The sequence below is a fragment of the Nostoc sp. genome, from assembly GCF_036919575.1.
Taxonomy (GTDB): Bacteria; Cyanobacteriota; Cyanobacteriia; order Cyanobacteriales; family Nostocaceae; genus Nostoc.
On the sequence record NZ_JBALBY010000013.1, the window covers coordinates 1 to 11,943 of the forward strand.

Sequence of the window (11,943 nt, forward strand, 5' to 3'; positions counted from 1 at the left end):
TACCCAATCGCGGCGCATTTAGTGGAGAATAACCATAGAGAAGAGAATATCCCTAAACTTCATTGAATCGAAGTGCAATATGAATACACCGTCGGAATACCTAGAGGGCGCTTGGAGCCGTCAGACTTGGGAATCCACACACGGCGCGTTGCACTAACTTTCTTGTTAATGTTCAAGCTCAGTACCAAATTTTGCCGAGCCTTGGGGGTAAGCGACTTGATGCCGTCTACACCTGCGGTTTTCTTACCCTGGTTATCCTGGGTTACTTTGCGGACAGATAAGGCTTTTCCAGACCAAGACCTCATCAAGGTTTTTTGGAGTCTGCGTACTGAAGAAGTATCACCACGTAGAGAGGCTCGGAAAATTCTCTTTTGAAGCTTATAAACAGCTACTTCTAGCTTATGCCAGTTTATTCTGTTCCATTCCACCGTCTGATTGTTCAGCGTTTTAGACATTTTACTTACTACTTGAGGTTTTCCATCCAAATCATCGTGAGTACGTCAGCCTATCTTTACCATTACAGCCAAGCATTCGCTTCTTACTCAATCTCGCCCGTCAAGGCATCCGGTTAGCACCTACTCAGGTATTCGACCACCTGAGAGCGTTTTGACGGGTTACTTCGTTCCGATTAACAATACTGATATCTTTAGAGCGACACTTTTCACCGGGTTTATTGGGGGTGCTTATTGGTCGGCAGGATAACCGCCAATCCCATTATCCTTTTGCCTTTTGGCGCAGCGTATCAGCCTGATTGCGCTGCATCTATTTAACGATGATTCAAACGTGTCTTTCTTTCGTACTCATAGATATCTTGCTGGACGTGTAACCGGATTTAGGCTTCCAGTCAGAGCGCCTTTCATTCCCGCTTTACGGATTGAGGACTAGTCGCTACCGTAGGGAAAGAGCTTGCACCTCAGCACTTGAGGGGTAGGTTTCACACCTACATTGTTAATCAGTTCTCTAGGCTTGAGCCTAGGGGCTAATCCCCCAGAACCCTTATGGGAACTAGTTTATAGCCAACGAATCGCACACCCTGGTAATAGTTGCGTTTACCAGTCTCATTCCATTCTTAAACCAACTCTTGGAGACGCTACGCGTAGCAAGATCCCGTTCGCCCCTGGCGTCCCGTAGGGAAGGGTACGGCGCAGGTGTTACCCTGAGCTTGTCGAAGGGCTCAGGGTAACACCTGCGGCGGGCGGTTACGCCATCAGCTCGGTTAATAAATGCGGCTTACGGGTGTGGCAGATGCACGGCGAGATGGCGTAACCGCCCTTTCCGGTGGCGATCGCTTCTTGTGGGTGGGGCATTGATATCATTGATATCATTTTTGGCACAACGAGAGCGATCGCTTAATTTAGCTATGATGAGCCAATACCCAATTCTCGAAACTGTGTGGGGGTAAATGAGCAATCGTACAAAGAGTAAAAGAGTACAGAGAGTTACGCGCTTGGCTGAAAACTTTACTAGGTAAGCATTCTATCAATCAATATTTTTCGTAATTCTCAACGTACCAATTAACATATACTTTTGACTGTATAAAGCTATTCTTTAACTGTAATGCTTAGTAACAGCATATAAGAGCAGTCCTATGTTGAACACATACCTTAAAGTAGTTCTTTCGTCTGCCTTACTCCTTAGTGTAATAACTAGTTTTAGTGAAAAGGCCAAAGCTCAAGTTTTCGTTAACGATACTTTTACCGACGGTGGCCGTACTAATGGTACTGATCCGTTAGATATTTCCTGGTTTGAAATTTCATCAAATTTTTATCAAACAGTTTCAACTCCTCCTCAAATTCAATTAGGCGTAGTTGATGATCCAATTCTTGGAATTGGAAACGCTTTGAACCTTGACACTCCCTCTTTTCTTACCTTTAACTCTTCTTTTCTTCCTCCTCACTTTGCGCTTGGAACCTTTGCTGGCGTTAGTTTGGGGAATAATATAGGCGATGCCCTTGATTTCAGCTTTGATTTTCGCTTCACCACGAAGCCTAGTCTTTCTGGCACCTCTGCTGAGTTGACGCAAATTCGTGGTAGTGGTTTGCGGTTTGGTTTATACAACTCTGGCGATACACCTGTCACGACTGATATTTTAGCTTCACTTGTTGGCAGTGGCACTCCCGTCGAAGATGACGGTGGTTATTTGGTGTCGTTTGGTCTAGCTGGTACCAGATCACTGGGAGTTAATAAAGAAAACTTCGGCTCTGGGGATAGCATTACTGGTGGTGATGGAAATGTTCAGTTAGCATCAACTACCTCTGTACCTACTATTAACGACACAGCACCTCATACTGCAAACCTCGTTCTCGAACGCTTAACTCCGCAATTAGTTCGACTAACTGCATCAGTTGATGGTTTCTCTGTAGAAGCATCTGATTCTGGTTCTGGGATCATTAGCTCTTTTAACGAAATTGCAGTCAGGAGTGTTTTCAGTGACCTCGATATCAACATCGACAACGTGCTACTCCAAGCGCGTACAAGTACCTCAGTTCCAGAGCCGTCTACTAATATTGCAATTTTCGGCTTCGGTCTAGGTTGGCTACTAAAGCGGAAGTTCAATCGCTCCATCGGTGGGATTCGTAGAATTTCCGGTTCTTAGTCCAGATTCACACCCATCGATGCGGATTTATCAATTAGAGGTAAAAGATGGGGAGTGATGGGGCGATCGCAACTCTAACCTCTGTGAACTGAACGATAGCGGCTTGTCTGAAATAGAAATCTGAATTATTGGTCACTTTTTGGCTGAATGGATGATACTCTGTAGAGCGAACCGATAATGCGAAGCGCTCACCCAAAATGACCGAAAATAAATGAGTTAATTCAAAATTTTAGGAAGAGTAAGGCGAGAGCAACAAAAACAAAATTTTGATTGCTAATTAGATATCAATATTTATCTGTTCTATCTGTCTAGCAGCTTTATCCCAAAGCTTTGCAGAAGTCTCATCTTTCCAATGAGTTCTAAGATTTTCTGCTTTTTTATGACTGATTCGTTCTAACATTTCTAGAACTGCGGCTAATGTTAATTGATCAACAATTGCCTCTAAAGAATCCATGTATTCTTTTGTCATCACTAACCTCCTTAATAAGCTTTAACAGCTTTTACTCATTTTACGCATTGAGAACGCTAATCTAAATTATTAGCAGCTTTAACAATCACATTAGCTCAAAAGTTTGAGAAAGTTGTGAGCAATGGCAATAAACGACGATTTCCGACAACAAACGACGTTATTCGACTTTATCTTAAAACACTGTGATCCAGATGCAATAGACCTCTTCATTTTAACAAAGTTTAGGGGTTTAATTCCCCAGCAAGACAGGCAGCACGTTTTGTGTCGGGGTTTAAATCCCCGTCACAAAACGTAATTGCGAATTGCGTTCGCGTAGCGTGCCGGAGGCTCTATTGCGAATTGCGAATTGTTTTAACACTCCAATCACTGAGACGCGATTAAACTTAACATTCAAAATTACTGAAAAGACCAAAAAAGTAATATAATTCCCACCTAAACCCTCTGCATACTAGGGGAACTATTTATTTTGAAAATCAAAGCTATGACAAATAAAACTAGATCCCTTTCCCCTTGGCTTTACATACCCACCCTTTATTTCGCTGAAGGGATACCCTACATGATTATTAATGCGGTATCTGTCATTTTCTACAAAAAGCTAGGAGTAGATAATACTCAAATTGCTTTTTGGACAAGTCTAATCAGTTTTCCCTGGATTTTGAAAATGTTTTGGTCGCCATTTGTGGATATTTACTCAACAAAAAGAAAATGGTTACTGACGACGCAAATTATCATGTTTTTCTGTTTGAGTTTTTTAGCTTTATCCTTGCATCTTTCCAACTTCTTCTTTATATCCCTAGTAATATTAACCATTGCGGCATTTATTTCAGCTACTTATGATATTGCCACAGATGGCTTTTATATGTTGGCTTTACACCCAGAACAACAAGCCTTTTTTGTTGGGATTCGCTCACTGTTTTATAGATTAGCAATTTTATTTAGTACAGGATTTTTAGTATTTTTAGCAGGTTATTTAGAAGAATCAACTCAGAATATTCCTTTCAGCTGGAGTATTGTCATCGGAATAGCTGCTGTCATCTTTGCATTGTTATTTGTTTTTCATCTAGTCATTTTACCAACACCAGAGTCAAATTATAACAATTCGGAATCAACTACAAGAACAAAGATAAATAATATTCCTTTTTTGCGGATTATTCGCTCTTATGTTGGTCAACCGAAAATATTAATAATATTAGCATTTATTTTGCTTTATAGATTTGGTGAAGCAATGTTAGTCAAAATAGCCTCTTTATTTTTATTAGATAAACCCGAACTTGGGGGCTTAGGTTTATCTACCCAAGAATTCGGTTTAGTCTACGGTACTTTTGGCGTTATCTCTCTCATTTGTGGGGGAATTTTAGGAGGTTTATTAATTGCTAAATTTGGCTTGAAAAAATGTCTATTACCTATGGCTTTAGCATTAAACCTACCTGATATTTTTTATGTCTATATAGCTTATGCTAAACCACCAATAAAATTTATTTATCCTCTAGTTTCCCTAGAACAATTTGGTTATGGTGTAGGGTTTACAGCCTTTACAGTCTACTTAATGTATATTTCTCAAGGGGAATATAAAACTTCTCATTTTGCCATATCTACAGGATTAATGGCTTTGGGTTTGATGATACCAGGAGCAATTAGTGGTGCAATTCAACAATCACTAGGATATCCATTATTCTTTGTGTTGGTGTGTTTGCTAACTATTCCCGGTATGTTAACTATCTTTTTTATTCCTTTAGAACCAGAAAATAAGGGAGTTATCTGATAAATCTAACACGGATATTATATGAATTGTATTTTGGGTATTGATGGTGGTGGTAGCAAGACTATTTGTATCCTCATGGATGATGCAGGTAATATTTTAGGAAGAGGTGAAGCCGGGGCATCTAATTATCAAAGTATTGGTATAGCCGCCGCCAAAAAACAAATTAAATCTGCAATTCATCAATCAGCAATAACAGCCTTCAAGTACACAAATACAATTAATGTAATAGCGATTTGTCTGGGGTTAGCAGGTGTTAGTCGTCCAGAGGATATGGAAGTCATAAAAGCTATAGTTAATCAATTACACAATAGCCAAGATATCCGATCTATTACCTGGAAAATACAACCAGATCATCTTGTTATTTGTGATGATGCTTTAATTGCTTTAATGGCAGGAATTGGCGATGCTGTGGGTATTGTGGTAGCTGCTGGAACTGGTTCTATCGTGTTTGGACGAAATCATCAAGGAAAAAGTAAACGAGTCGGTGGTTGGGGTTATATTTTAGGGGATGAAGGTAGCGCCTATAAAATAGCTGTGGCTGGGATGCAAGCTGCACTAAAAGCCTATGATGGACGTGGAAAATCAACAAGTCTTGTAGAAAATTTACAACAGCATCTGGGACTAGAAAGCATGGAAAACTTAATAGAAGTGATATATCGAAAAGGATGGGGTGTGAAAGAAATAGCAGCTTTAGCCCCAATTGTTGATCAAGCGGCAACGGCAGGAGATCAAATTGCTAATAGTATTATTGAGCAAGCGATTGCAGAATTGGTAATAGCTACTTCTACAGTTATTGATCACATTTTTGATTCTAAGCAGGTTGTGGAAGTTGTCACCACAGGAACCATCTGGCAGGCAAAATGTAAGTTACGGGAAAGATTTATTAATTCTATTGTTCATGATTATCCTTTCGTAAATGTGATTTATCCCCGCTATGAACCAGCTTATGGGGCGGGATTGTTGGCATTAAAGGCTTTATCTGGTAATTGCTAGTTAAGCATTCACTTCGTCAAATTCTCATAGACCCTTCAGCTTAAAAGAGCGATCGCCTGTGGGTTTATTAATGTAGGACTTACGCACTGTACAAATTTATTCTCTTGTGCATCAACGAAAATACGTCCTTTCAGGCTTTTATCAATCATCCTTTGATAAATAGCGATCGCCTAAAAAGTGTGGAAAAATCAAGGTTAAAGTCCAGTTATTGTCCCCCAATAGAAAATCTATCCCAGTTCAAAGCGAGTTTTTCAAGCTAGAAGCTGTTTTTTCTGGGTTTCCCGAAAACGGAAAAACTAAGATACTTTTAATTTTTGGGTTATCAACTAATTCTTTTAAACGCCCAAGCTGCCGATCTGTAATTGCAACTCCAGCATATTTTTGAGCGTAATTTAATTCTTCAACAAAATTACTATCATTATAAGCTTGAATAAATACACGATCTACACCCCATTTTTCCCAGTCAGCCGCAAAATATTTTTTAGCCCAATATGGGTTATGATGGCAAATATCAAAACTCACCGATTTATTAGCTTTTTTCATAGAAGTTACCATCTGTTGCACAAATCGGGTTAAATTTTCAGTCCGGTCAAATTTCCCAGGTAATTCAGCATAATAACCTAAATAATCATCCCATTGAACTGCATCGATATTTGGATATTTCTTGACAAACTCTACTAATATATTTTTAAAAAGATTAGCAACTTCAGGAATTTCCACATCCAGTACATAATGATCAATTCCAGAGTAGGTTTTATCCACTCCTGGAACAATCCATTTCCGATTAATCGCTAAATCAAAAATCGGGCTATTCTTATCTATTTTAATTCCCTTCTCGAAGTAAGCATGAACTTGCATCCCTTGCTTATGTGCTTCATCTATTAACCAATTTAACCATTGGTCTTGAAACTGGTTTGGACAACTTTTATACCCAAAGCTTTGCTGCATAACTTCACTATTATACATCGTACAACCATTGCCCCAAACTCCGTGAATAATTGTATTAATTCCTTGAGAGCGATAGTAACGAACTCTTCCACGAATCGTTTGTTCGTCAGCATTATTGGTAACTTGATAGCGAGTTAAATAAATTCCTCTAATTACTTTCTTTTCCCAAGGCGTTTGAGGTAATTGGATTTTTTCTTTTCGGATTACTTTTGGGAAAATTTTATTGTTGTTAGAAGATGATGTTGGAGTAATTTTTACAGAAACTAACGGAGCTATAGAAGCAGTTGGAGTAATAGTTGGAGAGCTAGTTATAGCGTGGTTAAAAATATGTATATTTATCTTCTTACTATTATCTAAAAACTTGCTTATTTCTAAATATCCTCTCTGACTAAACCACCAATAAGCACCTCCTAAGATAATTAGGATTATAGAGATCGGAATATTTGAGCATCCACATCCGCTTGGCTCTTTCTTTTGACTCGGCATCTAAAACTCCAATTTAGTTTTTGATAATATACCCCTGACTGTCTTATCGGTATATAAGAATAGATTTGAAAGCTTGAATCCTAGCAAAATCGTTAATCGATAAGCTTAAATATACTGATTAGACAGCCAGGGAGTGCAGTTAGTCTTGTGTGACTTCATCTTGAAATAGGTTAACTATACTTGCCCCTCAAGAATTTGAGCCAATTCACGACGGCTGCGATTTGCTTCTGACCAAAAAGCTACACCAAATATAATCAGCATCAATATAGGCATTCCTACAAATAGTGCAACCATATAATTAGGCATAGCCCCTGTCAACGCTATAGGAATGACTGCACCATCCCAGAGTAAAAACCAGAATCCTAAAAATGTCATCACAAAAGGATGTATCCTCATTTGTACATGAATCAAGGTTTGGTGAGATTCTACTTCAAAGCGTCCTCGAATCACTGGTAAAAATGAGTTCCGGTAGTGAATTATGCGACTGATTTGAAACCCTGATTCCGAAATGGTTCCTTGATAAGGGAGGTGTTTCTTAGAGAATCTAAATGCTTTTGTCGGTTCAACTTGTGCATTCAGCCGTTCCAGAACTATAGGCAGGGCATCAGGTGTCAAAATCGTAAAGCTATCGTCGGGTAATACTTTCATCTTGATTGAGGTTGCTGACTAACAATAAAACCTCGATAATTTGTAATATGAATCCTCTTAGTTTATTTAACACAGAGTCTTGTTTTAAGTTTTCCCTCAACAGTAGCTTTTTTAACATAAAAGCTCCCAACCCGCATTTCTCACAAGCTTGAGGGGATATTGGGCAGAGGGGATTGAACAAGGCACATTGAACTCTCCTCTGCTCAAGCGCAGACTTAATCGAGATGTGGTGAGAAATCCAGGCCAAACCGAATCTTCGCGCCAGATTTCCTACCAACGCCCCACATCAGCAGAACTTTCGGCAGTAAGAGAGAAAATCGATTGGCTACGCTTTGCTTTAATCAAGAAAAACTATTTCCTAATGGTATGGAATTTGCGAATCCAGCCCAATGTATGTACTGTAATCCGTAGGGTATCTCTACACGGGGAGGATTTGGGGGATTGGTCTAGAATTGGGATTGCTGGGGGTGCGTAGCTTGCCGCCATAGACATCCATCGCTTAACACCTAAAATACTGCTATGGTCAATCAGGAAAAGTTAGATTAAATATGAATCAGACTTTAGCAGCCACGCTAGGGGAATTACTGCTCAAGAGAAATATTGGCCGAGTAGATATGCCATCTACGTTGCTTTGGAGTTGAGCCAGGAACGTTATTGACTCGTCGCAGCTTATAGCTACCGCGAAAACGCTGTGGAGTTCCATTGCTACTAACATCCGTAACAGTAACGGGAATTTCAATATATAGCGAACCTGCTGCCCCTTCTAAAGAACCCGGTTTTCCGACTTCTTCAACAATGGATACGATGTTAGCAAAACCCTGCTGAAATTCCTCAAATGATTGCTTACTGGCAGTACCATCTCCATCCCAAGCCAAGTAAGCTTGTTTATAGTCAAGACGTGCGATGGCATCGTAATAATCATGAATGAGTTGGACCGCTTGTTGTTCTTGGGACTGGTTTTTTAGAGGATTTTGTGTGCCAGAGGCGGGTGGAGAAGATGGATTAGACCTGTCCGAAAGATTTGCCAGCGTTGGGCGATTGGCAGATGCTAGTTGTGATGTAGCAGAGTTATTGCAAGCTGTAATAGACATAGCAAGCAATAAAACTCCAATGACTGTATAACGTTGTTTTAACCAGATACAAAAAGAAAAGTTGATATTGAACAAAGCTATCTCCTGTGGAATCTGCACTCTTCACTGATAAATTCAGCATACTTGAATTTATTGATTACAGCCATTGACAAATTAAGATGAATATGAGGTTGAGTGAAACAAGAGAATAGATACTTGTTGATAGAATGCTTATATTGGTGTTGGGTTAGATGTAAATAAAGGGTGTACATTTACAATACCTTTGCCAAAAACAGAGGTAGTCTAACTTTCGTCTCCTCACTGCGTTTGATTAAATAGGGTGGATTCAACCAAAGAAGCTTTTTATAAGTAATTTTATTTCTAATTAAGTCCCTAAAAGGGTGTCAAGAGAAATGATACAAAACATTTCCCTCTTCATTTACTTCAAAATCAGCATTAAGTTCCTTGGCTTTTTCATCTAAATATTGTTTAGCTAACTGGGTTGATATTTCAGCATTTTTCGCCAGTTGTAATACCGTTATTCTGCCAGTCTTTTGCTCAATTAATTCTAAGAAGACTAACTGAAGACGCTTTTGTTCTGATTCCAGAAGTAATGCTTTTTCCTTTCGATTATGCTGCACTAAAGACCAACTCAACCAGCCTCCTAGAATGGTTGATGGAATAGTAAGAATAGTTAAAGCCGCTACATCATTTTCTTTTTCTTGAGCAGGAGTTTTGGGATTCATAATTTCTAGAATCATCACAGCAGAAAAGGGAATGCCAAATAATAGAAAACAGATTGCTAAAACTTTTTTAATTAGTTTCATATAACTTTTTCCCTTACTAGAGTTGGCTGGAGGAAATTCAAAAATAATGACTTTATTATACAAAGTATAATAAAGTACCTGCCACCCGAATATTTTATACAGTGTATGAGGCGATGCCTGCGGCGGGCTATTCGGTGTCGCTTGTAAATCTGCCAAGCAGCGTTCGCCTCGGTTAATAAATGCGGCTTACGAGTGTGGTGGATGCACGGCGAGATGGATACTATTTTATGTGCGATGCCCAACTCTTAGAGACGCTACGCGTAGCAAGATCCCGTTCGCCCCTGGCGTCCCGTAGGGAAGGGTACGGCGCAGGCTCAGGGTAAGACCTGCGGTGGTAACAGAGTTTGCCCTTCGGCAGGCTTAGGGTAACACCTGCCCTGAGCTTTGCTCAAGGGTGTTCAGTGCGGTAAACTACGCTCTATTATGTGGTGAAGGGGGCGATCACTAGAAGGGCACTATTGATACGCCATACACCCGAGGTCAATCATTTCTCTTGCGTGTTGCCTTCGCACCGCAAACTCCGGTACAAGGTGTAGCAGTTTCAGTAGTCATTTATCGCAACGTGTGAACGCGCGTTTTGTGAGATGAATGAGTATTTAGGCTATCGTCGGAGGTATAACATCGGTGAGTACACCTTTTTTTGGAAACCGCTTTGCATCAAATATAGGCTTTGCATCAAATCGACATTTAATTTTAATTTCAACACTCTTTAGACTGCCAGTTATTTTTATCGCTTCGGCATCATCTATTACTGTGAACAAACTTTTCTCTTCTAGCTTTGTGTTTCTCACTCTTAATTATCCTAGACAGAATGCTGAGATAGTAACATTCTCTAGCCAATAATCCCATATAAAGAATTATTTCTAATCAACTGTAACAAGATAGACTCAAGGCTTTATAATGCCACATTTGTGGTGCGATGATGTTCCTTAAATACCTGTAAATGGTATCCGCTCGGTGCTGACGCCTCCGGCGGGCGATTACGCCATCGCAAAGGCATATTTAAATTTATTTTCGATAACTAATAGCTCATAGAGCTTGAAAAGTCTTTTAAATCATACTCGTGATACAATCAAACTTAAAACTATCTATAAAAACGAAAGGGTACTTTTACAAGTGCAATCACTTATGTTTAAGTTTCTTAAACTTCTGATTAGATTGAAGTTTCCTAATGTTGAGGAAATTACAAGCAAGGAATTCGCTCAATTGGTATTAGATTCTGGAAAGCCGCGGCCATTAGTGCTAGATGCACGAAGTCAGACAGAATATGCGGTGAGCCATATCGAAACAGCAACACAGATAGATCCTCTTATACCTGACTTAGCAGTACTTTCTACAGTGCCAAAAGACAACCCAATTGTCGTGTACTGTTCCGTTGGCTACCGTAGCGCCAAATTAGCCCAGCAGCTTAATGAAACTGGGATGAAGTGCATTTATAACTTGAGGGGTGGAATTTTTCAGTGGGCAAATGAAGGAAGGCTCATTTTTAGACACAATCAACCTACACAGGTTGTACATCCTTACAATGCAATCTGGGGAAAACTGCTAAAAGCTCGTTACCATGCTCTAGAGCATTAAACCAATTCGCAATTCGCTTTTTCGCCCATTCCCAATAATGAATTTAAAATCTGATTTAGATATAACAAATAATCACCAAGAAAGACACTATGACCTGGATTGGTTAAGAGTATTAGCGGTGCTATTGCTAATTTATTTTCATGCTGCCGCAGTTTTTTACCAAGGCGAATTAGGCGATTTTTATATTAAAAATGACTTACCAAGCCCTGTCCTTGGATGGTTTATTTTTTTTGTTCATCAGTGGCATATGCCATTGTTTTTTTTAATTTCCGGGGCTGCCTCTTGGTTTTCTCTCCAGTTGCGAACACCAATGGAATATGTGAATGAGCGTTTTAGACGACTATTGATCCACTTCATATTTGGCACGCTGGTGTTAGTTCCTCCTCAAGTCTATTACAAACTTCTTACTCATCACACAGATATCGGTTCCTATTTACAGTTTTACCCACAGTTTTTTAACGGGATTCGTCCCTGACGGGGCGACAGAAATGGCTATGATGCAGACAAGATAAGCCTCATAGCTCTCTGTCCTTGTTGATAACATTGTCTCTTATTAGGATTTAATC

General features: G+C 39.6%; 13 protein-coding genes. 6 read left to right on the forward strand and 7 right to left on the reverse strand.

Annotated features, from left to right (window positions below; genetic code table 11):
* Nucleotides 1-59: 59 nt before the first annotated feature.
* Together V7K27_RS04835 and V7K27_RS04840 are read right to left on the reverse strand one after the other, a co-directional pair.
* A complete protein-coding gene (locus V7K27_RS04835) occupies nt 60-455 on the reverse strand; it encodes a reverse transcriptase N-terminal domain-containing protein (protein WP_334944843.1) in 396 nt (131 codons plus the stop codon).
* Between the two features lie 775 nt (nt 456-1,230).
* Nucleotides 1,231-1,410: a hypothetical protein gene (locus V7K27_RS04840; protein WP_334944845.1), complete on the reverse strand. Its 180-nt coding sequence runs from the start codon at nt 1,408-1,410 to the stop codon at nt 1,231-1,233.
* A 178-nt stretch (nt 1,411-1,588) separates the two neighbouring features.
* On the opposite strand from V7K27_RS04840, the gene V7K27_RS04845 reads away from it, so the two are divergent.
* Nucleotides 1,589-2,596, forward strand: coding sequence for a hypothetical protein (locus tag V7K27_RS04845; RefSeq protein WP_334944847.1), 1,008 nt, complete (start codon nt 1,589-1,591; stop codon nt 2,594-2,596).
* A gap of 277 nt (nt 2,597-2,873) precedes the next feature.
* Here the strand turns inward: V7K27_RS04845 and V7K27_RS04850 are convergent, their stop codons facing one another.
* Entirely contained in the window at nt 2,874-3,065 is a 192-nt protein-coding gene (locus V7K27_RS04850; RefSeq protein ID WP_334944849.1) for a hypothetical protein, read from the reverse strand.
* A 481-nt stretch (nt 3,066-3,546) separates the two neighbouring features.
* On the opposite strand from V7K27_RS04850, the gene V7K27_RS04855 reads away from it, so the two are divergent.
* Both V7K27_RS04855 and V7K27_RS04860 read left to right on the forward strand, forming a co-directional pair.
* The gene (locus V7K27_RS04855; protein ID WP_334944851.1) at nt 3,547-4,827 is read left to right on the forward strand and encodes an MFS transporter; all 1,281 of its coding nucleotides are present in this window, start codon (nt 3,547-3,549) and stop codon (nt 4,825-4,827) included.
* 21 nt (nt 4,828-4,848) lie between these two features.
* Nucleotides 4,849-5,820: an N-acetylglucosamine kinase gene (locus V7K27_RS04860; protein ID WP_334944853.1), complete on the forward strand. Its 972-nt coding sequence runs from the start codon at nt 4,849-4,851 to the stop codon at nt 5,818-5,820.
* Between the two features lie 237 nt (nt 5,821-6,057).
* Here V7K27_RS04860 and V7K27_RS04865 read toward each other — a convergent pair whose 3' ends face one another.
* Together V7K27_RS04865 and V7K27_RS04870 are read right to left on the reverse strand one after the other, a co-directional pair.
* On the reverse strand, nt 6,058-7,254 hold the full coding sequence (locus V7K27_RS04865; protein WP_334944855.1) for a family 10 glycosylhydrolase: 1,197 nt from the start codon (nt 7,252-7,254) through the stop codon (nt 6,058-6,060).
* 174 nt (nt 7,255-7,428) lie between these two features.
* On the reverse strand, nt 7,429-7,902 hold the full coding sequence (locus tag V7K27_RS04870; RefSeq protein WP_334944857.1) for a hypothetical protein: 474 nt from the start codon (nt 7,900-7,902) through the stop codon (nt 7,429-7,431).
* Nucleotides 7,903-8,089: 187 nt separating this feature from the next.
* Between V7K27_RS04870 and V7K27_RS04875 the strand changes: the two genes are divergently transcribed.
* Nucleotides 8,090-8,377 carry a hypothetical protein gene (locus V7K27_RS04875; RefSeq protein ID WP_334944859.1) on the forward strand — a complete coding sequence of 96 codons (288 nt, stop codon included), beginning with the start codon at nt 8,090-8,092 and terminating at the stop codon, nt 8,375-8,377.
* 106 nt (nt 8,378-8,483) lie between these two features.
* On the opposite strand, the gene V7K27_RS04880 is transcribed toward V7K27_RS04875, so the two are convergent.
* Together V7K27_RS04880 and V7K27_RS04885 are read right to left on the reverse strand one after the other, a co-directional pair.
* The gene (locus V7K27_RS04880; protein ID WP_334944861.1) at nt 8,484-9,092 is read right to left on the reverse strand and encodes a hypothetical protein; all 609 of its coding nucleotides are present in this window, start codon (nt 9,090-9,092) and stop codon (nt 8,484-8,486) included.
* A gap of 284 nt (nt 9,093-9,376) precedes the next feature.
* On the reverse strand, nt 9,377-9,955 hold the full coding sequence (locus tag V7K27_RS04885) for a hypothetical protein (protein ID WP_334944863.1): 579 nt from the start codon (nt 9,953-9,955) through the stop codon (nt 9,377-9,379).
* Between the two features lie 972 nt (nt 9,956-10,927).
* Between V7K27_RS04885 and V7K27_RS04890 the strand changes: the two genes are divergently transcribed.
* Nucleotides 10,928-11,377: a rhodanese-like domain-containing protein gene (locus tag V7K27_RS04890; RefSeq protein ID WP_334944865.1), complete on the forward strand. Its 450-nt coding sequence runs from the start codon at nt 10,928-10,930 to the stop codon at nt 11,375-11,377.
* Between the two features lie 37 nt (nt 11,378-11,414).
* A complete protein-coding gene (locus V7K27_RS04895; protein WP_334944867.1) occupies nt 11,415-11,852 on the forward strand; it encodes an acyltransferase family protein in 438 nt (145 codons plus the stop codon).
* Nucleotides 11,853-11,943 lie beyond the last annotated feature (91 nt).